The 24678-nt window shown below is 73.1% G+C and carries 23 protein-coding genes and 1 tRNA gene; 11 read left to right on the forward strand and 13 right to left on the reverse strand.

The window, feature by feature from the left end; all coding sequences use genetic code 11:
• Positions 1–305 precede the first annotated feature (305 nt).
• Both ABZ840_RS14375 and ABZ840_RS14380 read right to left on the reverse strand, forming a co-directional pair.
• Positions 306–381, reverse strand: a tRNA-Arg gene (locus tag ABZ840_RS14375).
• 176 nt (positions 382–557) lie between these two features.
• Positions 558–890 (reverse strand): hypothetical protein, encoded by a 333-nt coding sequence (locus ABZ840_RS14380; protein WP_361558833.1) that lies wholly within the window; start codon positions 888–890, stop codon positions 558–560.
• A 386-nt stretch (positions 891–1276) separates the two neighbouring features.
• Between ABZ840_RS14380 and ABZ840_RS14385 the strand changes: the two genes are divergently transcribed.
• The gene (locus tag ABZ840_RS14385) at positions 1277–1906 is read left to right on the forward strand and encodes a TetR family transcriptional regulator (protein ID WP_361558542.1); all 630 of its coding nucleotides are present in this window, start codon (positions 1277–1279) and stop codon (positions 1904–1906) included.
• 142 nt (positions 1907–2048) lie between these two features.
• On the opposite strand, the gene ABZ840_RS14390 is transcribed toward ABZ840_RS14385, so the two are convergent.
• The gene (locus ABZ840_RS14390; RefSeq protein WP_361558545.1) at positions 2049–3533 is read right to left on the reverse strand and encodes a M6 family metalloprotease domain-containing protein; all 1485 of its coding nucleotides are present in this window, start codon (positions 3531–3533) and stop codon (positions 2049–2051) included.
• Between the two features lie 272 nt (positions 3534–3805).
• Here ABZ840_RS14390 and ABZ840_RS14395 point away from each other — a divergent pair, with 272 nt between their 5' ends.
• Positions 3806–4465 (forward strand): helix-turn-helix domain-containing protein, encoded by a 660-nt coding sequence (locus ABZ840_RS14395; RefSeq protein WP_361558548.1) that lies wholly within the window; start codon positions 3806–3808, stop codon positions 4463–4465.
• Between the two features lie 181 nt (positions 4466–4646).
• Entirely contained in the window at positions 4647–6164 is a 1518-nt protein-coding gene (locus ABZ840_RS14400) for an MFS transporter (protein WP_361558551.1), read from the forward strand.
• Positions 6165–6302: 138 nt separating this feature from the next.
• Here ABZ840_RS14400 and ABZ840_RS14405 read toward each other — a convergent pair whose 3' ends face one another.
• Together ABZ840_RS14405 and ABZ840_RS14410 are read right to left on the reverse strand one after the other, a co-directional pair.
• Entirely contained in the window at positions 6303–6800 is a 498-nt protein-coding gene (locus tag ABZ840_RS14405) for a MarR family transcriptional regulator (RefSeq protein ID WP_361558554.1), read from the reverse strand.
• Between the two features lie 170 nt (positions 6801–6970).
• The gene (locus ABZ840_RS14410; RefSeq protein WP_361558557.1) at positions 6971–8059 is read right to left on the reverse strand and encodes a questin oxidase family protein; all 1089 of its coding nucleotides are present in this window, start codon (positions 8057–8059) and stop codon (positions 6971–6973) included.
• A 234-nt stretch (positions 8060–8293) separates the two neighbouring features.
• Here ABZ840_RS14410 and ABZ840_RS14415 point away from each other — a divergent pair, with 234 nt between their 5' ends.
• A complete protein-coding gene (locus ABZ840_RS14415; RefSeq protein WP_361558560.1) occupies positions 8294–8716 on the forward strand; it encodes a pyridoxamine 5'-phosphate oxidase family protein in 423 nt (140 codons plus the stop codon).
• Between the two features lie 176 nt (positions 8717–8892).
• On the forward strand, positions 8893–9450 hold the full coding sequence (locus tag ABZ840_RS14420) for a pyridoxamine 5'-phosphate oxidase family protein (RefSeq protein ID WP_361558563.1): 558 nt from the start codon (positions 8893–8895) through the stop codon (positions 9448–9450).
• Positions 9451–9494: 44 nt separating this feature from the next.
• Here ABZ840_RS14420 and ABZ840_RS14425 read toward each other — a convergent pair whose 3' ends face one another.
• Both ABZ840_RS14425 and ABZ840_RS14430 read right to left on the reverse strand, forming a co-directional pair.
• On the reverse strand, positions 9495–9917 hold the full coding sequence (locus ABZ840_RS14425; RefSeq protein ID WP_361558566.1) for a hypothetical protein: 423 nt from the start codon (positions 9915–9917) through the stop codon (positions 9495–9497).
• A gap of 133 nt (positions 9918–10050) precedes the next feature.
• On the reverse strand, positions 10051–10584 hold the full coding sequence (locus ABZ840_RS14430; RefSeq protein WP_361558567.1) for an N-acetyltransferase family protein: 534 nt from the start codon (positions 10582–10584) through the stop codon (positions 10051–10053).
• 189 nt (positions 10585–10773) lie between these two features.
• Between ABZ840_RS14430 and ABZ840_RS14435 the strand changes: the two genes are divergently transcribed.
• The 4 genes from ABZ840_RS14435 (at position 10774) to ABZ840_RS14450 (ending at position 16087) form a co-directional block, all read left to right on the forward strand.
• Entirely contained in the window at positions 10774–11775 is a 1002-nt protein-coding gene (locus tag ABZ840_RS14435) for a sigma-70 family RNA polymerase sigma factor (RefSeq protein WP_361558571.1), read from the forward strand.
• Between the two features lie 401 nt (positions 11776–12176).
• A complete protein-coding gene (locus tag ABZ840_RS14440) occupies positions 12177–12938 on the forward strand; it encodes a DeoR/GlpR family DNA-binding transcription regulator (protein ID WP_361558574.1) in 762 nt (253 codons plus the stop codon).
• Positions 12935–13882, forward strand: a complete 948-nt coding sequence (pfkB, locus tag ABZ840_RS14445; RefSeq protein WP_361558577.1) for a 1-phosphofructokinase — start codon at positions 12935–12937, stop codon at positions 13880–13882. Before ABZ840_RS14440 ends, pfkB begins: the two co-directional genes overlap by 4 nt.
• Before the next feature lie 108 nt (positions 13883–13990).
• Positions 13991–16087: a fructose-specific PTS transporter subunit EIIC gene (locus ABZ840_RS14450; protein WP_361558580.1), complete on the forward strand. Its 2097-nt coding sequence runs from the start codon at positions 13991–13993 to the stop codon at positions 16085–16087.
• 139 nt (positions 16088–16226) lie between these two features.
• Here the strand turns inward: ABZ840_RS14450 and ABZ840_RS14455 are convergent, their stop codons facing one another.
• Positions 16227–17519, reverse strand: coding sequence for an Ig-like domain-containing protein (locus ABZ840_RS14455; protein WP_361558836.1), 1293 nt, complete (start codon positions 17517–17519; stop codon positions 16227–16229).
• 79 nt (positions 17520–17598) lie between these two features.
• A complete protein-coding gene (locus ABZ840_RS14460; protein ID WP_361558583.1) occupies positions 17599–18780 on the reverse strand; it encodes a CoA transferase in 1182 nt (393 codons plus the stop codon).
• A 464-nt stretch (positions 18781–19244) separates the two neighbouring features.
• Between ABZ840_RS14460 and ABZ840_RS14465 the strand changes: the two genes are divergently transcribed.
• Positions 19245–19568, forward strand: coding sequence for a hypothetical protein (locus tag ABZ840_RS14465; protein WP_361558586.1), 324 nt, complete (start codon positions 19245–19247; stop codon positions 19566–19568).
• 36 nt (positions 19569–19604) lie between these two features.
• Here the strand turns inward: ABZ840_RS14465 and ABZ840_RS14470 are convergent, their stop codons facing one another.
• The 3 genes from ABZ840_RS14470 to ABZ840_RS14480 form a co-directional block, all read right to left on the reverse strand.
• Positions 19605–20207 carry a YIP1 family protein gene (locus ABZ840_RS14470; RefSeq protein WP_361558589.1) on the reverse strand — a complete coding sequence of 201 codons (603 nt, stop codon included), beginning with the start codon at positions 20205–20207 and terminating at the stop codon, positions 19605–19607.
• Between the two features lie 182 nt (positions 20208–20389).
• Positions 20390–21514, reverse strand: a complete 1125-nt coding sequence (locus ABZ840_RS14475; protein WP_361558592.1) for a P1 family peptidase — start codon at positions 21512–21514, stop codon at positions 20390–20392.
• A 54-nt stretch (positions 21515–21568) separates the two neighbouring features.
• A complete protein-coding gene (locus tag ABZ840_RS14480; RefSeq protein ID WP_361558595.1) occupies positions 21569–22393 on the reverse strand; it encodes a L,D-transpeptidase family protein in 825 nt (274 codons plus the stop codon).
• A 346-nt stretch (positions 22394–22739) separates the two neighbouring features.
• Here ABZ840_RS14480 and ABZ840_RS14485 point away from each other — a divergent pair, with 346 nt between their 5' ends.
• On the forward strand, positions 22740–23285 hold the full coding sequence (locus ABZ840_RS14485; RefSeq protein WP_361558598.1) for a group III truncated hemoglobin: 546 nt from the start codon (positions 22740–22742) through the stop codon (positions 23283–23285).
• Between the two features lie 60 nt (positions 23286–23345).
• Here ABZ840_RS14485 and ABZ840_RS14490 read toward each other — a convergent pair whose 3' ends face one another.
• The gene (locus tag ABZ840_RS14490; protein WP_361558601.1) at positions 23346–24464 is read right to left on the reverse strand and encodes a methyltransferase; all 1119 of its coding nucleotides are present in this window, start codon (positions 24462–24464) and stop codon (positions 23346–23348) included.
• Between the last annotated feature and the right edge of the window lie 214 nt (positions 24465–24678).

Raw genomic sequence — 24678 nt, forward strand, 5'->3', positions numbered from 1 at the left:
GTTGGCGCCGGTACGGCCTCGGGGGCGGCTCCGGATACGGGTCCCGCGGGATCCGGTACCGAAGACACGCGGGCGCGTGAAGAGTTCACTTGCCACGTATCCACCTAACCCCGCCGGACTGGGGTATTCGCCCGCGGCTTGCCCGCTCCCGGCAAGATCACTGGAGCAGCGTACGAACTCCCGTTCCATAGACCGGATCCGCCTAACCGATGCCTCAACCACCCATAGCACCCAAGCCGGTTGCCAAAACGCTTCCGCCGCCCACACGCCGAAGGTCCCGACCGAACCGGTCGGGACCTTCGCGCTGGTGCCCCCGGCAGGATTCGAACCTGCGACACCCGCTTTAGGAGAGCGGTGCTCTATCCCCTGAGCTACGGAGGCGGGCGGTCAGTGGTGGTGCGGTGCGCCCCGGACGTGGGTCGCGGCGGGCGGTGTACGCACCATCGGCTGGCCGTGAACAGGGTAGCGGATGGGGTCGCGCCCGGTCTCGCCGCTGGGTGGTCGGGGGTTTCTCCCGTTCCCGTGGCGGCGTGGCGCGGCCCCGTGGAGAGCCCGGGTCACACGGGGAAGTTCCAGCTGACCGTGCCGTCGACGGTGACGATGGCGGCCAGGACGACGAGGTCCGCGGCGCCGAGGGCCATGCCGAGGAGGGCGCGGCCGCGCCGGCCGGTGCCCCGGTGGAGGGCCACGGCGCCCAGGACCAGGGACAGCGGGCCGAGGACGAGGTTCATGACCAGCAGGCCGACGAGGCCGAGAATGAAGGAGGCCACGGCCATGCCGTCGGCCTGGGTCCCCTTGCGGCGGGCGCCGGACGAGGCGTCGGCCGTGGCGGCGTCGGTGGCCGTCGCGGTGTCGGTCTTCGCTGTGTCGGTCGTGGTGGTGTCCGTGATCGAGGTGGTGGTGCCGGACTCGGGGCCGGTCTTGTCGGCGTCGGTGCGGGTCTCTGCGGACTCGGTGCCGGCGCGGTGGATGAGGGTGGTCATCGACGGGCCTCCTTCGCGCGGTGCTCGCGGACGGCGAAGATCAGCAGCCAGGCGGCGATCGCCGCGGCCGCGGTGAGCGTCGCGGCGAGCGGGAGGTGTGCCGCGGTGCCCACGAGCACTCCCAGGAGGAGCAAGGCTGCGACAAGGAAGATCATTTCTGGCCCTTCCGGGTGAGGTGAGTGGCCTTGATCGTTCGGTTGGGTGAACAGTTGGTGTCACACTTGTTCACTGACTCACCAGTCTAGCGCGCCCCGGGGTGGATCGCGTCGGAGAACGGATGTTTACTGAATGGCATGAGTCACACCACCGGCGTCCGCCAGGCCCAGAAGCAGAAGACCCGACAGGCGCTCCTCGACGCCGGGCTGCGGCTGCTGGCCGATCAGAGCCTCAGCAGCATCGGGCTGCGCGAGGTGACGCGGATGGTGGGGGTGGCCCCCGCGGCGTTCTACCGGCACTTCCGGGACATCCCCGACCTGGGAGTCGCGCTGGTCGAGGAGTCGCTCGGCAGCCTGCACGACGTCGTCCGCGCGATCCTCGCCGAGCAGCCGGACGCCGAGGAGCGGATCGACCGTACGGTCGCGGTCGTCGAACGGTTCGTCCGGGAGAACCCCGCGCACATCCGCTTCATCGCGCGGGAGCGGCACGGCGGCGTACGGGCGGTGCGCCGGGCCATAGCCGCCGAACTGGCCCGGTTCGCCGCCGAGGTGGCGTCAGCGCTGCGGGCGCAGCCGGTGTCGGACGGCTGGAGCGACGACGATCTGCTGATGCTCGCCGAGATGTACGTCGACCACCTCGTGATGACCGCTTCGGCGATCCTGGATGCCGCGGACGACGGCGACACGGCCGCCTGCGACCGGCTCGCCGAACGGGCCCGCAGGCAGCTGCGGCTCATCAGTCTGGGGCGACGGCACTGGCGGGATTGAGCCCCGCGTGAGACCGCCTGGGGCTGAGCCTCTCCAGGGCTGAGCCCCTCCTGGGGCTGGGTCCCCTGGGGCTGAGCCTCCTAGGGGGCGTCAAGGCCGGGCCTACAAGGGCGGTGATGCCTACGCCCCCGCCCAAAAGAGGTCAGCCGCGTCCGGGTGTCGTGATTCGCACCCGGAAGGTGTCCGATGCGTTGTCGGTTCCGTCCGCAGGCCGGCCCTCCTGGAGGACCTCGACGGAGATGCCGTCGGCGCGGAAGGTCTGGCCGGGGCGGTACGTGGCGTCCGTCAGGCCCGCGCGGACGTTCGGGTCCTTGCGGTAGCAGCCGGCGCTCTTCGGGGTGGCGTCGGAGACGCGGTCCGGGCCCTTGCCCGACGGGATGTCGGTGGCCACGCGGTAGACCAGGACGCCGGGCCGGCACGCCGTCGGGTCGAGCGGGCCGGCGCGGCGTGCCTCGACGACGTAGGCGCGGTGCCGGGAGACCGGGACGACGGCGAGCTTCGTCCCGCCGGGGGTGGCGGCCGCGGTGAGCCGGTGGGTGGTGACCGAGCCGGGGCGGTGCACGCAGTCCACCTGGCTCGGTGCCAGCCAGCCCAGCTTCCACTTGTGCCAGCCCAGGAAGTCGTTCTCGGGGCCCCAGTCCACGTCCATCGGGTCCCAGTGGCCCACCGGGTGCGGGTCGGCGCGCCCGTCCGTGAAGTACAGGTCGGGCAGGCCGAAGGAGTGCGCGTTCTCGTGATTGAGGACCCGGTACGCGCTCGGCCCGGTCTGCCGGCTCCAGATGAACGACACGTTCCTGAGCTGCGTTCCGTCGCCCGTCTTCAGGCCCAGCGGGCCGCCGCTGAAGGTGACGGACCAGACGTTCTCGGTCGCCGGCGGGCCCGCCTCCGGCGTGACCAGCACGTTCACCAGGTCGTACGCGCGGAAGTCCACTTGGCGGTCGACGGCCCGCACGATTTCCTTGGCCAGCGCGTAGTAGCCGTTGTTCGAAGCGGGGCTGAAGGAGGTGCCGCGCCCGATGCGGTACGAGGCGAGCGGGCGGGACATCCGGATCCACTTCAGGACGGGGCTCGAGCGGTAGTCGAGCCTGCCGTAGGAGCTGCCGCGGAAGAAGCGGGGGACGGCGGGGAAGAACTCGCCGTAGCGCTTGCGGGGGCTGATCCCGGCGCGTACGTCGGGGAAGTCGATGAGCACCGTGAGGGCCCGTACGCGGCCGGTGGCGCGGACGAAACCGGGCGGGGTGGTCGCCGCCTCGGACACCCCGGTCGCGGAACCGGGGAGGGCGCAGCGGCCGGTGGGAAGGGCCGCGGCGGCGCCCCGGGGGCCTCGGGGAGGGGCCGGGCGGGTGGCGGCTCCGGGAGAGTGCGGCTCGTCCGCGCGGTCGTCGGGGCTTCGGGGCCGGCCGTCAGGGGCTCTTCGTGTGCCGTCCCCGTCGCCGTCCTCGTGCCGTGCGTCGCCCCGCTCCCGTAGGGCCGCGCCGCGCCGCGCCTCCGGGGGCGGTGAAGCGGCGGGCCGGCCGTCGCCGTGCCGGTCGGCGCCACCGGGGCGCCCCGTCGTGTCGAGGGCCGGCACGACCAGCGCGACCGCGACGGCCGTGGCGGCGAGCAGGGCGGACGGTATCTGCCTCATGTGCTCACCCTGGGGCGGCGAGCGGACGCCTGCCCGCCGGGTTACGTCATCCGGTGCCGGCGGGCGTTCCCGGTGGTGCGCACGTGTGGGACGGGTCACACTCGATGCGGGAAATAACCGGGGACGCCGTCCCCGTTTAACCAGTCGTCCGCACGAAGCGGGGACCCGCTCCCCGTTTTCGTCCGCGGGCCTGCGTGCCGCAGCACCTCAAGGCGATCCGCGCAGCACCTCAAGACGACGCCGTACGCCGTACCCGAAAGGAGTGAGCCGACGTGACCACCGCCTCCACCGATGCCACGAAGACGTCCCAGCCCCGTCTGCGGGCCGACGCGCAGCGCAACCGGGAGCGGATCGTGGCGGCCGCTCGCGAGATCATGGTCGAGCACGGGGCCGACGTCCCGCTCGACGAGGTCGCGCGCCGGGCCGGCGTCGGCAATGCCACCCTCTACCGGCACTTCCCGGACCGCGCCGACCTGATCCACCACGTCACGCTCTCCGTCATGGACCGCACGGCGGACCGTGCGGAGCGCGCGCTCGCGGCGGAGGGCGACGCGTTCCAGGCGCTCCGGACCTTCGTGCACGCCGCCGTCGAGGAGCGCATCGGAGCGCTCTGTCCGCTCCTCTCCGACGGCGTCGACAAGGACCACCCCGACCTGCTCGCCGCGCGGGACCGCCTGGAGGGGGCCGTCGAGGCCCTCATGGGCGCCGCGCGCGAGAGCGGCCTCCTGCGCGCCGACATCGCCGTCGGTGACCTGATGGTCGCGATCACCCAGCTCACGCGGCCGTTGCCGGGCAACCGCTGCGCCGACTTCGACAGGTTCGTACACCGCCACCTTCAGCTGTTCCTGGACGGCCTGATGGCTCCGGCGAGGTCCGAACTGCCCGGCTCGGCGGCCACCTTGGACGACCTCCGGCAGCAATGCCGGCGGTGACGAAGGCCGTCCGCTCCCCGCTCCGCAAGGCCGGTCACCGGTGACCCGGCACCAGTAGGCGGCACCCCCGAGGTGCACGCCGCTCTCACAGCTCACGCAACACCCTTTTCACGCCACGCCGTTGTGCGGCAGCGGCACACGACCCCTTTCTTCCTTCTTCGCACCCTAGGTGGACCCACCCATGTCCAAAACCGTCCAGAACGTGGACCCGAGGCGCTGGAAAGCGCTCATATTCATCGCCCTCGCCCAGCTCATGGTCGTGCTCGACGCGACGATCGTGAACATCGCGCTGCCCTCCGCCCAGGCGGACCTCGGGATCTCCGACGGCAACCGGCAGTGGGTCATCACCGCGTACGCCCTCGCCTTCGGCGGACTGCTGCTCTTCGGGGGCCGCATCGCCGACCTGTGGGGCCGCCGCCGCACCTTCGTCATCGGCCTCGTCGGCTTCGCGCTCGCCTCCGCGCTCGGCGGCGCGGCGGGCAGCACCGCGATGCTGCTCGGTGCGCGTGCCCTGCAGGGCGTGTTCGGCGCGCTGCTGGCGCCGGCCGCGCTGTCGCTGCTCGCGGTGACCTTCACCGAGGCGCGCGAGCGGGCCAAGGCGTTCGGCATCTTCGGCGCCATCGCCGGTGGCGGCGGCGCCGTCGGCCTGATCCTCGGCGGCGTGCTGACCGAGTACCTGGACTGGCGCTGGACGTTCTTCGTGAACATCCCGTTCGCCGTGGTCGCGGCGGCCGGCGCGCTGCTGGTCATCCGGGAGCCCGCCGAGGGCCGCAACCCTTCCCGGCTCGACGTCCCCGGTGTCCTCCTGGCCACCGCCGGGCTGGTCTCGCTGGTCTACGGCTTCACGCGCGCCGAGTCCGACGGCTGGAGTTCCGGCGCGACCATCGGCCTCTTCGTGGCGGCCGGCGTGCTGCTGGTGGCCTTCGCGGTCGTGGAGTCGCGGGTGAAGTCCCCGCTGCTGCCGCTGCGGGTGGTCACCGACCGCAACCGCGGGGGCGTCTACGCCTCCCTCGGCCTCGCCGTGATCGGCATGTTCGGTCTCTTCCTCTTCCTGACCTACTACCTGCAGGTCGTGAAGGGATACACACCGGTCACGACCGGTCTGGCCTTCCTTCCGATGATCGCGGGCATGATCACCGGCTCGACGCAGATCGGCGCGCGGCTGATGACCCGGGTTCGGCCGCGGCTGCTGATGGCCCCCGGCTTCCTGTTCGCCGCGCTCGGCATGCTGGCCCTGACCCGGATCGACCTCGACACGTCCTACCCGGCGCTGATCCTCCCCGCGTTCCTGCTGCTCGGCCTCGGCATGGGTACCGCCTTCATGCCGGCCATGTCGCTCGCCACGCACGGTGTGCGGCCGCAGGACGCCGGTGTCGCCTCGGCGATGGTCAACACCTCGCAGCAGGTGGGCGGCGCGATCGGTACGGCCCTGCTGAACACGATCGCGGCCGGCGCGACCACGGCGTACGCGACCGCCCACGCGGCCGGTGTGCGCTCCGCCGACGTCCTCCGGCTCCAGTCGATGGTGCACGGCTACACGACCGCCATCTGGTGGGCGGCGGGCATCCTGGTCCTCGCCTCGGCCATCGCGTTCGTCTTCGTCAACACCGGGCGGCCCGGGGCCGGTACGCCGGCCGCGAGCTCGGCGGACGGCGTGGACGCCGCCGAGGAGGTTCCGGTGCCTGTACTGGCCCACTGAGGCAGTGCTGAAGAAGCAGACGTGAAGAAGGGGCGCCCCTCGGGGCGCCCCTTTCGCTGTGCGTGGTGCGTGCTTCGGTACGCGGCGTGCGCTGCGCCTTCGGGGGCGAAGTTCAGCGCAGCCAGGGGAGGTCGGCGTTCAGCGCAGCCAGGGGAGGTCGGCGCCGTGCGGCTGCAGACCGTCCGCCACGGAGCGGCAGATCTCGGCGAGCTGGCGTACCTGCTCGGGGGAGAGCCGGTCGAACAGCGCGGCCCGTACGGTCGCCACATGGCCGGGGGCGGCCTCCTGGAGGACCTTCAGGCCCTCGTCCGTGAGGACGGCGTTCTGGCCGCGCTTGTCCGACGGGCAGTTCTCCCGCCGGACCCAGCCGTTCTTCTCCAGGCGGGCGATGGCGTGCGAGAGCCGGGACCGGGTGATCTTGGCGTTCTGGGCCAGCTCGGTCATCCGCAGCCGCCGGCGCGGGGCCCGGGAGAGCTGGACGAGCAGGCCGTAGTAGACGTGCGGCAAACCGGCGTCGCGCTGCAGCTGACGGTCGAGGTGATCTTCCAGGAGGATGGTGGCGTGCAGGTACGACTGCCAGGCGTACTGCTCCTCGTCGTTGAGCCAGCGCGGCTCACCCGCCATGTCGTTGCTCATACCATCCACTGTCTCATTGCTCCCGCACTTCTTGAAGATTTAACAAGAGTGAGCGGGGGCGGGAAGCGTGGCAAAACGCGCCCTTCGGGGCCCGTGGGGACGGTTCTCCGGAGGGCCGCGGGGGCGGCTCTCCGGAGCCGGAAAACTCAGCCTTTCGGGGCCCCGGGACCTCAGCTCTCCGAAGGAATCAGCGTGACCGCCTGATCCGCCGCCCGCAGGGCTTCGGGGAGACCGGTGGCGGCGGCCACGTCCAGTGCGGTGTCCGTCAGTTTGATCGCGTGCGCGTCACCGTGCGCGGCCGCCCGCTCGAAGGCGTCGGCCGGCGCGTCGGGCCGGGGAGGGGCCGGAACCTCGGTCGAGGCGCTCTGCGGGCGGCCGGTGCGGCGGGGCGCGTAGGCCGCCGTCACCGCCGCGCTCGCGGCCCAGGCGGCGTGCAGACTCGGGACCCACAGGTGCTCGGGCAGCGCCGGGAGCGTCCGCAGGACGGCGTTCGGGGCGGTCGCCGCGTGCACCAGCATCACCGGCTCGGCGGCCGCGTCCACCGCGTACCGGACGGTGGCCGCCGCGACGACCTCGGCGAGCAGCGCCCGCGCGTCCGCCGGCCCGGCCGCGGGGCGCAGCGCCGCCGCGGCGGCGGGCCAGCCCGGCGTCTCCGCCAGCTGGGCCAGCCGCTGCCGGATGCCGCCCTCCTGCTCCGGCACCGGCGGTACGTCCCACAGCGCGGTCTCCGGGCCGTCCTGGCCCGCGGGGGCCGGTACGTCGCCGAGGGGGAGGTGGCGCGCCGCCCAATAGCCGAGCGCGTGGGCCAGCTCCGCCACGCGCGGCTCCTCCTCGCCGTCCTCGGTGAGCGTGCGGACGGCGTGCCCGACCCGGATGACCGGGTGCGTGGCGGCGCCCGCGATGCCCGGGAGCAGCCGCGGCCACCACTCGGCGAGCACCTCGCGCCACGGACGGCCGTCGAGCTGGCGGCCCATGTAGGCGGTCCAGTCGGTGACCCGGCGCGGGTCGCCCAGCGCCTCCCGCCAGTTCGTGTCGGTGACGGCGTTGTCGGCGCGCGGACGGTCCTCCAGCCGCTCCTCGTAGGCGTCGAGCCAGCGGTGCACGGAGCCGGCCCGGCCGTGCCGGACCAGCGCCTCGACCGCCATCGGGCCGTGGTTGCTGAGGTACCCGTGGAACTCCGGGCCGCGTGCGTGCAGCCGCTCCAGGGCCTCGTCGAGAGTGCCGTCGGTGGGGTGCGCGGAACCGCTTGTGGTGTCCATGTGCCGAGGCTAGGGAGGTGGAGGAGCGGGCGTAACGGACCACGGTCCCGATGCCCCTCGAACGGCCGCCCTACGTCGGCCGCCCTATGCCGCGGGGCGTACGCCTTCGTGGGGCGGGGCCGGCGCGGCACGAGGAATAGCCCCGCGACGGCCCTTCGTTGAGCACTGGTACGAGGTCGTACGGGGCGCACGCCGGCCCCTCCACCGCACATCGACGCCCCAGGAGGCGCAGCGATGCCGCTCACCGTGGAAGAACGTGACCAGTTGCTCGCCGAGCCGCACGTCGCCGTGCTGGCAGTGGACTCCGGAAGCGCACGCGCGCCGCTGGCCGTGCCGGTCTGGTACAGCTACCGCCCCGGCGGCGACTTCCTGATCTTCACCGGCCGGTCGTCGCGCAAGGCACGGCTCATCGAGGCGGCGGGGCGCTTCTCGCTGGCCGTGCAGCGCATCGCGCCGACGTACCGGTACGTCACGGCGGAGGGGCCGGCCCGGCTGGCGACGGTCACCCCCGAGGAGGTCAAGGAGGTGGCCGAGCGGTACGTGCCGCCGGAGCGGGTCGAGGACTACGTCCGGCAGGCGCTCTCGGAGGGGCCCGAGGCCGTCGCCGTCCGCCTCACGCCGGAGCACTGGGTCTCGGCGGACGCCGGGCCGGCCTGACGGCGTACCGCCCCCCCTGGAGACCTCGGCCGGCCGCCGGGCCGTCCCGAGATCACTCGGATCATGTGGATCGGCCGGATCATCCCGACACCCGGATCAGCCGCATCACTCCGACACCCGGATCAGCCGCGAAATACCCGACAGAAGGCGTCGGGTATGGCCTTCAGGGTGGAGCCATGACGAATACGGCGCACGAGGCGCGGCGCGCGCAGGAGCAGAAGAAGGCGGAACAGAAGAAGGCGGTCGGCTGGCCGGAGTTCGCGGCGGCGGAGCCCGCACTCGCGGAGTGGACCGAGCGGCGGTTCGGTGCGTACGCGCACCACGTGCTCGCGACCCTGCGGGCGGACGGCTCCCCGAGGCTGACCGGCCTGGAGGCCGACTTCCGCGGCGGCGAACTGTGGCTCGGCATGATGCCGGGCTCCTGGAAGGCGCGGGACCTGCGGCGCGATCCGCGGTTCGCGCTGCACGCCAATCCGGGACCGGGCGCGGACGGGGCGGGCGGGGACGTGCGGATCGCGGGGCGGGCGGTGGAGGTCGGGGACGCCGAGGCGCTCGCGCGGTACGCGGCGGAGGTGGAGCTGCCGCTGCCCTTCCACCTCTTCCGGGCGGAGCTCACCGAGGTGGTGCGCACGCATGTCGAGGACCCGCACATCGTGCTGGAGACCTGGCGCCCGGGCTGTCCTGTGCGGACCGTCCGGCGCGGGAACGACGACGCCCCGCCGGCCGTGGACTGAACGCGGTCCGAGGGCCGGCGGGGCGGGGCGCACGAGGGGCGGGGCTACCGCCGGTCCCCCGGGGAGCCGTGGGTGCGGAAGAGGTACATGGCGACGACGAACATGATCACGCCGAAGACCGCGCCCACACCGGAGGCCCTCAATGTCGTCGATGTCCCCGCCAGGCTGTAGAGGAAGCCCATCGTGGCCCCGAAGAGCACGCCGTACGCCAGCGCCCGCGCTTCGGTGATCATGCGGGACTGGCTGTGCATCAGGGCCAGCCCGAGGCCCGCGGTCACCACGGTGGCGATCAGGCCGAGCAGGAAGGCGTGGACGGCGCTCGATCCGGTGCTGTGGTCGAGCAGCCCCGCGTAGATGCCGTAGGCGACGCCGCCCACGAGGGGCACGCCGGTGGAGGCGGCCAGGTGGTGCCCGCGCGGGGCGGCGGCCGTGGTGGCTGTGGTGCGGGTGCGAGCGTGCGTCTGCATGACGGCTCCTCTCTCTCGCCCTCCTACCAGGAGGCACCCGGCCGTGGCCCCCGTCAACCGGAACAGCCGGGCCCGGGGCCGAGCGCCCCTTCAGACCCACGGGCACGACGGGGGGCACGACGGGCAAGGCCTCTCAGCGCCCGCCGAGCTCCTTCTCGTACCAGGCGACGTCCCAGTAGCGGCCGAATTTGTAGCCCACCTCGCCGTACGTGCCGACGTGGCGGAAGCCGAAGCGGGCGTGCAGGGCCGCCGAGCCGGGGTTGGGGAGCGCGATGCCCGCGTACGCGCGGTGCACGTCCTCGCCCTCCAGGGCCTCGAAGAGCGCCTTGTAGAGCAGTGTGCCGATGCCCCGGCCGGTCGCCTCGGGGGCGAGGTAGACCGTGGCCTCGACGGAGGTGCGGTACGCGGGCTTCGGGCGGAAGGGGCTGGTGGTCGCGTACCCGAGGAGCCGGCCCGGTCCCTCCGGCGCGGCCTCCCGGGCAACCAGAAGGCGGTGAGGACCGTCTTGGGGGTGGGAGAGCAGCCAAGGACGGCGCTCTTCGGGGGTGAACGGCTCGGTGTCGAATGTGATCGCCGTCTCACGGACGTAGTGATTGTAGAGGTCCGTGAGGGCGTCCAGGTCGGCCTCGACGCCCGGTCTGACCTGCACTTCCCCGCATCCTGACATGCTCTGGTCTCCCTCGGTGGGAACGCAGGGTACTGCATGATCAGAAAAATGAGGGGTTGTCGTGGGAATTCTGTCCGGTTTCCAGCCGTTGTTTCCATCAGACGGGGGCACCCGGCCCGCAGACAGCAGGGATCAGGTGTCCCGGCCGCCACCATCCCGCGACCGACTCATCGCAGAGGGAGCACTCGCATGGCAACCCGTGCCGTCGCCCGTCGTCAGCCCACCAAGAGCGGTGCTGACGGGGCAAACAGCGTTCGCGCCGTAGGCGGGGAGATCGCCGACCGCGACCTGGTCGGCATGTACCTCGACGAGATCGCGCGCACACCGCTGCTCGACGCCGCCAGAGAGGTCGAGCTGTCACAGACGATCGAGGCGGGTGTCTACGCCCGGCAGATCCTGGACGGCGAGGTGAGCGACGGGAACGCCGCCGGCGCGACGCCCGAGGAGCTGCAGGCACTGGTCGACGAGGCCGAGAAGGCCAAGGACGTCTTCATCCGTTCCAACCTCCGCCTGGTCGTAGCGGTCGCCCGCCGCTACCCGCGCAGTGGTCTGCCGCTGCTGGACCTGATCCAGGAGGGGAACGCCGGCCTGGTCCGCGCGGTCGAGAAGTTCGACTACGCCAAGGGCTTCAAGTTCTCCACGTACGCGACGTGGTGGATCCGTCAGGCGATCACGCGGTCCATCGCGGACCAGTCCCGTACGATCCGGCTGCCCGTCCACCTGGTCGAGGAGCTGGGCCGGATCCGGCGTGTGCAGCGCGAGTTCAACCGCGAGCACGGCCGCGACCCGGAGCACGCGGAGATCGCCGCGGAGCTGGGCGCCAAGACGGAGCGGGTCAGCGACGTCCTGGACTGGGCCCGCGACCCCGTCAGCCTGAACATGTCCGTGGACGACGAGGGCGAGACGCAGTTCGGCGACCTGCTGGAGGACACCTCGGCGGCCTCGCCCGAGCAGTCCGTGCTCACGCTGCTGCGCAGCGAGGAGCTGGAGGACCTGATCGACCGCCTCGACGGCCGCACCGCCTCGATCATCAAGGCGCGGTACGGCATAGAGGACGGCCGCGAGCGGACCCTGACCGAGGTCGGCAAGCAGCACGGCCTGACCCGCGAGCGGATCCGCCAGATAGAGAAGCACGCGCTGCTGGAGCTGAAGCGCATGGCGCACGACACCGGCTTCGACGCCGCGGCGTAATCACGGCGTGACGCGGTAACGCTCCTCCCGTCTACGCCTGCCACGACGGGACCCCACGGCGGGTCCCCGACATAAAACCGGGACCTCGGTAGCGGGTCCCCCCTGTACGAGCCCCGGCGCCCTCCCCCGAGCGCCGGGGCTCTTTGCTGCCCGCGGCAGGCCGGCCCGGAACCTGGTGCACGGCCCCGGCCGCGTCCCCGGCCCGCCCGGCGGCCGCCCGAGCCCCGCTCGCCCGCGCCCCGTCTCGCCCGCCCGTAGGGCACCCCCGTAATCCCCGTCGTGCCCGTTTGTGTCTGTCTCATGCCCGAGTCTGTTTACTTTGCGGAAATCCAGTCGTAGTCTGCGAGGGAAACCACACGTTCGGGCAACGGACGGACAGAAACGGAACGGACCCAGGTCGCATGTACGCAGCGGAACGCCAGCAGGAGATCCTGCGCCTCGCCCGGGACAGCGGGCGGGTCGACGTCCTCTCCCTCGCCGAGGAATTCCAGGTCACCGCCGAGACCGTACGGCGCGACCTGAAGGCGCTGGACCGCGCCGGACTGGTCCGCCGGGTGCACGGCGGGGCGATACCGGCGGGCCGGCTGGACTTCGAGCCCGACCTCGCCGAGCGCGACACCGTCGCCGCCGACGAGAAGGACCGCATCGCCCGGGCCGCGCTCGCCGAGCTGCCCGACGACGGCAGCGTGATCCTGGACGCCGGCACCACCGCGGCCCGGCTGGCCGGCGAGTTCCCACTGGAGTCCGACGTCACCGTGGTCACCCACGGCCTGCCGGTCGCCGCCCGGCTCGCCGACCACCCCGGGCTCACCCTGCACCTCGTGGGCGGCCGCATCCGGCACCGTACGCGGGCCGCCGTCGACGACTGGGCGCTGCGCGCCTACCGCGAGATCAACGCCGACGTCCTCTTCCTCGCGACCAACGGCTTCTCGCTGGAGGGCGGCCTGACCACGCCCGACCTCGCCGAGGCCGCCGTCAAGCGCGCGGTGATCGCCGCCGCCCGGCGGGTCGTGCTGATCGCCGACTCGTCCAAGTTCGGGCAGCAGCACTTCGCCCGCTTCGGCGACCTCTCCGACGTCGACCTCCTGATCACCGACACCGGGCTCAGCCCCGAGAACGCCCTCGCCATCGAGCGCGCGGGCACGGAAGTAGTACGCGCATGATCCTCACCGTCACCCCCAACCCCAGCCTGGACCGCACGTACGAGGTGCCCGCTCTGGAGCGCGGCGCCGTGCTGCGGGCCGGCGCCGACCGGGTCGACCCCGGCGGCAAGGGCGTCAACGTCTCCCGGGCGGTCGCGGCCGCCGGGCACGAGACGCTCGCCGTGCTGCCGGTCGGCGGCCCGGCCGGGCAGGCGCTGGCCGACCTGCTGGTGGCCGAGGGCATAGAGGTCGCGCCGGTCGCGGTGGCCGGGGCCACCCGCTCCAACATCGCGGTCGCCGAGCCCGACGGCACCCTCACCAAGATCAATGCGGCCGGCCCCGAGCTGTCGCCGGCCGAGTCCGAAGCGCTGCTGGAGGCCGTACGGGAGCGCTCGGCGGGTGCCGCCTGGATCGCCTGCTGCGGCAGCCTGCCGCGCGGGCTGGCCCCCGAGTGGTACGCCGACCTGGTCGCCCGCGCGCACCGGGCCGGGGCCCGGATCGCCCTGGACACCTCGGGCCCGTCGCTGACGGCCGCCCTGCGCGCCCGCCCCGACGTGGTGAAGCCCAACGCCGAGGAGCTGGCGCAGGCCGTCGGCCGCCCGCTCGCCACGATCGGCGACGCGGTCAAGGCGGCCGAGGAACTGCGCGCGCTGGGCGCCGGCGCGGTGCTCGCGTCGCTCGGCGCCGACGGGCAGCTGCTGGTCGACGCCACCGGCACCTACTACGGCACCGCCGAGGTGGATGCCGTACGCAGCAACGTCGGCGCCGGGGACGCCTCGCTGGCCGGGTTCCTCGCGGCCGGCGGGGCGGGTACGCGTGCGCTGGCCGAGGCGGTGGCGCATGGTGCGGCGGCGGTGCAGCTGCCGGGCAGTGTCATGCCGGCGCCGGGTGATCTGCGGCCGTCCGACGTGACCGTCACGGACACCGTGCCGATGGATCGGCCGTTGACGGAGGCCGTGTCATGAACGGATCTGTGCGTCGGGGTCGCCCGCCGTTCGTTCGTCCTCAATCGCCGGACGGGCCTGATTTCGCCTGGACAGGCTGGATTTGCCGGATTCTGAAGGGAGCCCGCGATGAGTGAGCTGATCACCGCGGACCTGGTCGATCTCGACCTGTCCGCCGACACCAAGGAAGCGGCCGCCAGGTCGCTGGCCGAACGGATGGTGGCGGCCGGTCGCGTCACCGACCTGGAGGGATTCCTCGCGGACGTCGCCGCGCGCGAGGCCCAGATGCCCACAGGGCTGGACGGCGGCATCGGCATCCCGCACTGCCGCAGCGCCCATGTCACCGAGCCGACGCTGGCCTTCGGGCGCAGCGCCGCCGGCATCGACTTCGGCGCGGCGGACGGCCCGGCCGACCTGATCTTCCTGATAGCCGCCCCGACAGGTGGCGACGCCGACCACCTGTCGATCCTCTCGACGCTGGCCCGGCACCTGATGGACGCGGAGTTCACCGGCGCGCTGCGGTCGGTGGACGACCCGGCGCGGGCGGCCGCGCTGGTACGGGGAGACGAGCCGGAGGCCGCGGACGCGGAGACGGAGACCGAGGCCGCGGACGCGGCAGAGCCGGCGGCCGAGGCCCCGCAGCCCGAGGCGGCACCGGCGGCCCCCGCCCCGGCAGCCACCGCACCGGAAGAGCCCGCAGCGGAGGCCCCCGCGCAGCCCGCCGAAGCCCCCTTCCGGATCGTCGCCGTCACCTCCTGTCCCACCGGCATCGCGCACACCTACATGGCCGCCGAGTCGCTGACGAAGGCGGCGGAGACGGCCGGCGTGGAGCTGGTCGTGGAGACGCAGGGGTCGGCCGGGTTCACCCGTCTCGACCCGGCGGTGATCGCGGCCGCGGACGGCGTGATCTTCGCGCACGACGTGGAGGTACGGGACCGGGGCCGGTTCGCCGGCAAGCCGGTCGTCGACGTCGGCGTGAAGGCCGGCATCAACCGCCCCGCCGAACTGATCGCCGAAGTACGGGAGAAGGCGGCGCGCGGCGAGGTCGGTACGCCGGCCGCGCACTCCGACGCACCGATGGACCGCGACGCCGAGGAGCACGACGGCTTCGGCACCCGGCTGCGCAAGTGGCTCATGACCGGCGTCAGTTACATGGTGCCGTTCGTCGCCGCGGGCGGCCTGCTGATGGCCCTCGCGTTCGCGATCGGCGGCTACCAGATCAACAAGGCGCCGTCCGTCGCCGAGCACTTCGTCTGGACCGAGACCGGCAGCTGGGCCGCGCTGCTCTTCCAGATCGGCAACGTGGCCTTCACCTTCCTCGTGCCCGTACTGGCCGGATTCATCGCGTACGGCATGGCCGACCGGCCGGGGCTGGTGCCCGGCTTCGTCGGCGGCTCGATCGCGCTGACCATCGACGCGGGCTTCCTCGGCGGCCTGATCGCCGGTCTGCTCGCGGGCGCGGTGGTGATGGCGATCCAGCGGGTCCGGGTGCCCGCGCCGCTGCGCGGCATCATGCCGGTGGTGGTGATCCCGCTGATCTCCTCGGCGGTGGTCGGGTTCCTGATGTTCCTGGTCATCGGCAAGCCGATCGCCGCGCTCCAGAAGGCGCTGACCGACTGGCTGTCCGGCCTGACCGGCGCCAACGCGATCATCCTGGGCGTGATCCTCGGCCTGATGATGTGCTTCGACCTCGGCGGCCCGCTGAACAAGGTCGCGTACGCCTTCGCGGTCGGCGGCCTGGCCAACCCCAACGACGGCAGCCTGAAGGTGATGGCCGCGGTGATGGCGGCCGGCATGGTCCCGCCGCTGGCGATGGCGCTGGCGACGACCGTGCGCGGCAAGCTGTTCACCAAGGCCGAGCGGGAGAACGGCAAGGCCGCCTGGGTGCTGGGCGCCTCCTTCATCACCGAGGGCGCGATCCCGTTCGCGGCGGGCGACCCGCTGCGCGTCATCCCCGCCTCGATGGCGGGCGGCGCGGTGACCGGCGCGCTGTCGATGGCCTTCGGCTGCACCCTGCGCGCCCCGCACGGCGGCGCCTTCGTGGTCCCGCTGATCGGCCAGCCGCTGCTGTACCTGGTGGCGATCGTGGCCGGAGTGGCCGTCAGCACGGCCCTGGTGGTCGTCCTGAAGGGGCTGCGGAAGACCGGTACGAAGGAGCCGGAGGCGCCCACCGCCGAGGACGCGCAGCCGGCCGTGGAGAGCCGGCAGGAGCCGGTCGCGGCCTGACCCGTCCGCGGCCGTGGGCGGCCCGGCGCTCCGACGCGCGGCACGGCGCTCCCGCCGGCACCCGCCCCCGAAAACCCACCACCCCGCTGCCAGTGCCCGGCAGCGGGGTGGTGTTCTTGTGCGCGGTGGGTACGAGCGGTCAGCTCGCGCTGCCGGCCTTCCACTGGTCCCACGACATGTTCCAGCCGTTGAGGCCGTTGTCGGGCTTGACCGTCTCGTCCTTGGAGTTCTTCACGACGACCACGTCACCGATGAGCGAGTTGTCGAAGAACCACTTGCCGGGGGTGTCGCCGTTGGCGCCCTTGGCGTCCCGCAGGCCCACGCAGCCGTGGCTGGTGCCCGCCTGGCCGAAGATCGAGGGCGAGCCCCAGTAGTTGCCGTGGATGAACGTGCCGGACGCGGACAGCCGCATGGCGTGCGGCACGTCCTTGATGTCGTACTCGCCCTTGCCGTCCTTCTTGGTGAAGCCGACCGTGGAGCCGTCCATCCGGGTCTCCTTGAACTTCTCCGAGATCACCATCTGACCGTTGTAGGTCGGGTTCTCGGGGCTGCCGCCGGAGATCGGGATCTTCTTGAGGGTCTTGCCGTCCCGCTCGACCGTCATGGTCTGGGTGTTCATGTCGACGGTGGAGACCTGCGAGCGGCCGACGGTGAAGGTGACCGTCTTGTCCTGGACGCCGGTGACGCCGTTGGCGCCCTCCACGCCGTCCAGGTCGATCTTCATCGTGACCTTGGAGCCGGCCTTCCAGTAGTCCTGCGGGCGGAAGTCCAGGCGCTGGTTGCCGAACCAGTGGCCGACGACCTCCTGGCCGCTGCTGGACGTCACCGTGATGTGCGACTGCACGGCCTTCTGGTCGGTGATGGCCTTGTCGAAGTTGAAGGAGACCGGCATGCCCACGCCGACGGTCTTGCCGTCGTCCGGGGTGAAGGTGCCGATGAAGCTGTTGGCGGGCGAGACCGTGGTGAACGTAGAGTTCTCGGTCGCGGCGCGGCCCTCGGAGTCCTTGGCCTTCGCGGCGAGCTGGTACTTGGTACCGCGCTCCAGCTGTGCGTCCGGCTTCCAGCTCGCGCCGTCGCCGGATATGGAACCGTCGATCTTCTCGCCGGTGTCGGTCCTGGTGAGCGTCACCTCGGTCAGCTTGCCGCCGCTGACCTTGACGTTGGTGCCGTTGATGCTGGCTCCGTTGGAGCCGTCCTTCGCCGAGACCTTGATCTTGGCGTTCGAAGCGTCCTTGGCTGCCGCGGCGTCGGCCCCGGCCTGTCCGTCCTTGTTCCCGGCTCCGGTGGCGTCGCCACCGCAGGCGGTCATGGCCAGTGCGCCGGCCGCGAGCAGTGCGGCCGCCGCGAGGCCGCGCCGCAGCGAGCGCGCGGAGCGCGAATTGCGGGGCTGTGCGGGCGCGGCGTTGTCCGGCGTTGTCACGAGCTGCTCCAGGCAAGAGTGTTGGTCCACTGTTCTTAAACAGCGACTGTGAGCCGTTTTGGTTGCAGCTCTCCATATGTTGTGACCGATGTCACACGTGTGGGGGAAGTGGCTGGTCGGAAGGTCCGGCCAGCCACTCGCGGAGCTGCGTACCGTGTTCGTCCAGCCGCGGCGGCGCGGTGGGTTCGGCCACCGGCGTACGGGAGAGCCGCAGCGGGCTGCGTACCTGCGGTACCCGGTCGGCGCCGACCGGAACGACAGGATCAAGCCCCAGATCCGACGCGAACTCGACCGCCTCGCTCAGGGTGTTGACGGGCCCGCACGGCACCGATACGGCGCTCAGCCGCTCGGTCCAGCCCCGCGGGGTGTCCGTGGCCAGCCGCGCCTCCAGCTCCTTGACCAGCTCCGAACGGTGCACCACCCGGTCCGGGTTGGTCGCGAAGCGCGGGTCGTCCGCCAGCTCCGGGGTGCCGAGCGCCGTGGCCAGCGCCCGGAACTGCCGGTCGTTGCCCACCGCGACCGCCAGCAGCCCGTCGCGGCAGGCCAGTGTCTCGTACGGCGCGATGCTCGGGTGCCGGTTGCCCATCGGGCCGGGGTCGCGGCCGGTGGCCAGGTGTCCCGACGCCTGGTTGACCAGCGAACCCAGCAGCGAGGACAGCAGGTTCACCTCGACGTGCTGGCCCTCGCCCGTACGATCCCGGTGGCGCAGCGCCGCCAGGATCGCGGTCGTGGCGTCCTTCGCGGTCAGTACGTCCACCAGCGCCACGCCGGCCTTCAGGGGCGGCCCGCCGGGTTCGCCCGTGATGCTCATCAGGCCGCCGACCGCCTGCACCACGAAGTCGTAGCCGGGCAGGCGGGCGCCCTCGCCCGAGCCGAAGCCGGTGATCGAGCAGTGCACCAGGCCCGGGTTGGCGGCGAGTGAGGACGCCGGGTCCAGGCCGTACTTGGCCAGCGCGCCGGGCCGGAAGTTCTCGATGAGGACGTCGGCCCTGGCCGTCAGTTCGCGGGCGGCCTCGGCGTCGTCCGGAGCGGAGAGGTCCAGGGCGAGGCCGTACTTGGAGCGGTTGGCGGCGTCGAAGTACGCGGCGGTGCCGTCGGCCGCGAACGGCGGGCCCCAGGACCGGGTGTCGTCGCCGGCGCCGGGCCGTTCCACCTTCACCACCCGGGCGCCCAGGTCGGCCAGGGTCGCGGCGGCCAGCGGCCCCGCCAGCACCCGGCTGAAGTCGGCGACGAGCACCCCGTCGAGCGGCTTCGGCAGGTCCGTACGATCCACGCGCACTCCTCCGTCGGGTTTTCGGCTTGTCCGGTGGTCCAGTTGTCGGGTGGGCCGGTTGTCCGGCTTTCCGTACGGCTGGGCCGGTTGTCGTATCGAGTGAGTGGTGCGCCGCCATGCTCGCGGACGATCTTGGCCGGGCGGAACCCGCCGATGCGTCCAACGCGCCCCGCCGGACTCCACCGTGCAGGAGTGGTGCGGACATACCGGTGAAACAGGCGGAATTCGGAGTGCCGCGCCGTGGCCCGCCGGATCATTGCGGAGGCGGCGCGGAACCGTGGCCGGATTCGTGCGGTGGCACCGGCGTTTCTTGAGGGGGGCACACCTGATGCGGTGGGATGAGGGATGGTTGTGGCGTGATGCGGGAAGGACCCTGAGTGATGCGGGAAGGTCCGGTAGTGATGGGAGATGCATCACTTCGGGGCCTAAGTCCTATAAAAACCTGTCATAAGTACCGAGGCGTGGTGTCTACTGATCCGCGTCAGCCGCCGGGGCCCAGCGCGCCGGCGCCGCGCCCGTACGTCATGGAGGACCGGATGCTCCCCTCCGTCTCGACCCTGCAGCAGATCGGCCTGGCCGTCCTGTTGCTCGCGACGCTCGCCTGGGCCGTCGGACTGGTCAGAACCGTACGCAGGGACCGCCCCGCGCCCCAGCCGCCGGGCACGGCGCAGCGGCTGCTGAAGGCCGTACCGCGGCAGGTCGTCCCGCCGTCGGAGAGCGTCGAGCTGACCGCGGCCGAGCGCGAGGCATTCGCCGGACTGGTGCGTGAGCTGACCCGACGTCACTGAGTCGGCCCCGCGAAGCCGCTGCCGGCCGAGCGGCCGTCAGCCGACCGGGCCGAGCTTGAGCAGCGCCAGTGATGCCAGCATCTGTACCGCCACCGAGCACACCGCGCGCAGCGTCGGCAGGTGGTGCTGGCCACGGATGAGCAGCACCGCCAGCGCGCAGCCGAAGCCCCAGGTCGTCAGCGCCACCGCCTGGGCGACGGGATGGTGCTCGGGGAGGACGAACGCCAGCAGCAGCCGCGGCAGATCCGTCACCCAGAACACCACGACGAACAGGCTGACCGTCGGACGGAGCCGGCCGTTGCCGCCGAGCGTGCGGGCCATGGCGTGCGTGACCAGCCCCAGTCCGAGGCTGGCGACCAGCACGCCCGCCTCGGTGACGCCGGCGAGCTGCCACACCACCTCGCGCGGCCCGGTCCGCCACTGCGACCGGAACGACCCCGAGGCCAGCAGTCCGAGCGCGCCGCCGAGCAGTGTCAGGAGCACGGCCGCGCTGCAGGCACCGCGGTCGCGCGCCTCGTCCAGCACCTCCACGGGGCGGTACCACAGCCCCAGGACCAGCCGGTGCCACCACAACCGGCGCCGGGTGGCGGGCTGCTCCGCGGGGGCCGGCTGGACGAGTGTGGGCGGCGGTATGGACATAAGGCCGTTTCTACCACCGGGATTCGCGCGGCGATCCGGCGGGAGCGGTGGGTGCGGCGCGGCGGCTCCCGGCTACTCGGCGCGGCGGCTCCCGGCTGCTGGGCGCTGTGAGCGTCGGAGGCAGGCCTGAGGGGGCGTGAGGACCCGGCGCCACGAGGGGACCTGAAAGGCGCTCAGCGCCCTCAGGGCGCCCCGTACAGATCGTCGTACGAGGGGAAGACCCCGCCCGGCCCGTCGACGCTCTCCGCGGCCAGTACGGCCTTCACGACGGCGCGGGTCAGCATGTCGGCGCCGGCGGCCAGGATCTCGTTGACCGCGCCGGCCTCCGCGTGCACGGTGAACGCGGGGTCGGCCGCCGCGCTCTCCGGCACCACCGGCCGGTCGCCGGTGGCCAGCGCGAAGACCGTGTCGCCGTCCGAGAGCAGGTGGACCGGGCGCACGGCGCGGGCCAGCCCGTCGTGGGCGGTGCCCGCAAGCTTCTGCGCCTGGGCGCGGGTGAGGGCGGCGTCCGTGGCGACGACGGCGAGGGTGGTGTTCAGGGGCGGGCGCGCCGACGCCGCCGAGCGGGCCGCCGACTCCGCGCGGGCCGCGGCCAGCCGCCGCACCGCCGCCGTGTGGTTCTCGGGCGCCGGGGGCCGAGTCTCGCCCTCGTACAGCCGCCCGTAGAGCATCCCGGTCACCGGGTCGACCGGCGAGCCGGCGGCGTTGGCCACCGCCAGTACCGCCACCGTCACCCCGGAGGGCAGGACGACGCTCGCCGTGCCGACGCCGCCCTTCAGCCCGCCGGCCACCGCGCCCGTCCCCGCGCCCACGTTGCCCTGCGGTACCGCGGCGCCCGGAGCGGCACGGTGCGCCGCCTCGACGGCCGCACGGCCGAGCGCCGCGTCCGGGCGGGCCCGCCAGTCGCCGCCCCGTCCGAGGTCGAAGAGCGCCGCGGCCGGTACGACCGGCACCACCTGCGCGGGCTCCGGCCCCACCTGGAAGCCCCGTCCGTGGTCCTCCAGCCAGGCCGCCACGCCCGATGCCGCGTCCAGCCCGAAGGCGCTGCCGCCGGTCAGGACGACGGCGTCCACGCGCTGCACCAGATTGCGCGGGTCCAGCGCGTCGGTCTCCCGGGTGCCGGGCCCGCCGCCCCGGACGTCGACGGCGGCGACCGCGCCGCCTTCGGGGGCGAGGACGACGGTCGTGCCGGAGAGGTGCCCGTCCTCGGTGCGCTGCGCGTGCCCGACCCGGAGGCCCGGTACGTCCGTCAGCGCGTCACGGGGGCCGTGCGGGGTGCGGGACGGGGCGCCGGGTGCGTCAGCCATGCGTCATGCGTACCACGGGGCGCGCGGCACGGGGCAGGCCGCGCCGGGCAGGGCTCAGCGGCCCGAGGGGCCCATCACGATGACCGGGTGCTTGGCCGGGTCCAGCGTGCGCAGCAGCTCGCGCATCTTGTCGGCCTTGAGGCTGACGCAGCCCTGGGTCGGGCCGTCGTGGTCGACGTGCAGCCAGACGCCGCCGCCCTTGGCCGCGCCCTCGGGGCGCCGCGTGTCCAGCGGCGAGGAGCCCGCGACGCGGTTGTAGTCGATCGCGATCACGTAGTCGAACGAGCCGGCCAGCGGCTCGCCCTCCACGCCGGACCCGTTGGCCACGAAGGAGGAGTTGTGGTCGTACGGCAGCTTCGTGCCGCGCGGCGGAGCCAGCTTGCCGCCCGCGTCGCTGAGCGTGAACACGCCCTCGGGGGAGCGCAGATCGCCGTAGTGGTGGTCCTTCGTCCAGCCCTTGGCGGCGTTGTGCGCCGGCCAGGCGTCGCCGGCGGACCACTTCTCGGAGTCCTTGGCGCGGGTGTAGAGCGTGACGGTGGAGTCGTGGGAGTCGGTGTCCTCGCCCGTGACGACCAGGACCTGCTGGGACTTGGCCGGAATGCGGTCCCGCATCGACGCGTCGAGCCCGGGGATGTGGCCCGGCTCGGAACGGACGGGGGAGCCCTGCTTGAGCCCGGTCGGCCGCTGCTTCGACGACGTGCCGGCGGTGGGGCTGTCCTGTGCCGTGACGGAGGTCCCGTCGGCGCGGTGATCGTCCCCCGAGGCGGGCCAGGCGCACAGCGCGGTGCCCACCAGCACCACCACGGCCGCACCACCGGCGGCCTTGCCGCGTCGGGACAGGCGTATTCGCTCACTGGGCTGGGCGTGCCGGCCTGCCATGGTGTGACAACTCCTCGCGCGACGGCGCTTGCTGGGCATAAAAAGGGGCAATACGTACCCTACCCTTCCCGGGGCGCGCTCAGTCTCCCCGGGCCCTTGCTTCCACCTGATCCGCACATCATGCCCTGAGGCGCTCGATGCCCGCGGGACGCGGACATCCCCCGGCGTGCGGCGGACAGTTGGCGCGCGTACTGTACGGCGGCTCCGGCGGTCGCTGCCTCCCGGACACCGGGGGATGACCGGATCCGGCCCCCGGGAAGCCCCGCTACCGGCTCCGGGTGAGCCACGGCTGCGTGTGGGGCACCATGGACAGGGGGGAGCGCGGAGAAGCGGCAGGAGCGAGGACGTGACCGACACACCCATGCCCGCACCCCGGTCCGAGGGGCCGGCGGGCGTCCCCCCGGAGGACCGTGCGGACATCGCGGGCCGCCCGGACCTCGACCGGCTGCTGCGCCGCTTCTACACCGCCGCCTTCGCCGACCCGCTGATCGGCCCGCACTTCACCGAGGTCGCGGGCACCGACCTGGCCGCCCACCTGCCGGTGATCACCGACTTCTGGGAGCGGGCGCTGTTCCGCACCGCCGACCACCGCCGCGATGTCTTCGGGGTGCACGCCGGACTGCACCGCGCCCGGCCGCTGACCGCCGCGCACTTCGGGCGCTGGGTCCAGCTGTGGCGGGCCACCGTGGACGGCCTGCACGCCGGGCCGCGCGCCGAGCGCGCCAAGAACCAGGGCGAGCGGCTGGCGGTCTCGATGCTGCGCGGCCTGTACGGGCGGGCCGCGGACACCGGCGGCGGCCCCGGCGGCTTCATACCGCTGGCCGCCCTGCGGCTGCAGGGACCGGGGGCGGCCGTACCGGGCGGGGCCGTACCGGGAGCGGCGACGCCGTAAAGGGTTCGGTGTTGCCGTGATCCGGGCCGGACGGTGGGCGTGACCGCGAGGGCCGGCCGGTCAGGGCCGCGGGGCGCTTGCCGCGTCGCCCGTCCCGCCCGTCGCCCGGGGCACCGTCCGCGCCGCCGGCACCGATTCCACGATCGAGGGGAACACGGGCGTGGACAGCACGCGCGTCAGCCGGAAGTCCGCCGCCGACAGCAGCGTGGCGTACTCCTCGGCGGTCCGCTCCCTGCCCTCGACGACCGCCATCATCGCCACGTCCATCGCCTTCCCGTAGTGCGGCGCGTTGCCCGGCGGCAGTACGGAGTCCACGATCAGCAGCCGGCCGCGCGCCGGCACCGCGTCCCGGACCCGCCGCAGGATGTCCACGCACGCCGCGTCCGACCAGTCGTGCAGCACGTGCTTGAGCACGTACACATCGCCGCCCTCCGGCACGGACGCGAAGAAGTCGCCCGTCTCGGCGCGCCAGCGGCCCGCCAGCTCCGGCACGTCCAGCACGTGCCGGGCGATCGCCGGCGCCTGGTCGTGGAGGACTCCGGAGACCGTGGGGTGCAACTCCAGGACGGCACGCAGCAGCCCGCCCCGCCCGCCCCCGACGTCGACCACCGTGCTGCCCTCGGGGAACGGGTAGCTCTCCGCGACCGGCCCGTCCACGGGGCCGGACAGGGACGCCATCCCCGTGTCGAACAGCTCCCGCGTCCCGGGATCGGCGGCCAGGAACTCGAAGAGCGGCGCCCCGAAGATCCGGTCGAAGGACGGCCCGGCGGTCCGTACCGTCTCCGCCAGCGCCGCCGAGGACCGCCGGAACGTCTCGTCGGTCATCATCAGCACCGCGTCCCGCAGCGAGTGCGGCACATCGGAACGGAGCGGCCGCGCGCCCGGCGTCAGATGGAAAGCCCCGGTCGCGTCCTCGCGGAAGACGTCCCGGGTGGCGAGATAGCGCAGCAGGCGCCGCAGGTGGGGAGCGTGCGTACCGGTGGCCTCGGCGAGCTGCTCGACCGTACGCGGCCCCTCCGCGAGGTGGTCGGCGACGCGGTACTGCACGGCGGTGCGCAGCGCGGCGGAGAACAGATGCCCCAGCGCGTGCTCGATCAGAAAGGCGACCGGGTCCTCCGGCACCCTGCCGTCGGCGGGGTTCGCCGGACGGCCGGCGAGCGGGGCCGTGGGCGGGGCCATGGGCCGCTCCGTGGACCGGCCGGCTGAAGATGTGGTCAACGTCCGCCTCCCGTCACTCACATGAACCGTGCTGAGTCGTCCCGTATCGAGGGTCCACCGTGGCAGCGCCGGGCCCGCCTGTCACCGGCGCCTCCCGAACACCCCGCGAACTCCGGCCACCCACGGCCTTCCACGGCCTCGTCACCGCGGGTCCCGGCAGGTGACCCGCGGCACC

Source organism: Streptomyces sp. NPDC047117 (assembly GCF_040643545.1).
GTDB lineage: Bacteria > Actinomycetota > Actinomycetes > Streptomycetales > Streptomycetaceae > Streptomyces.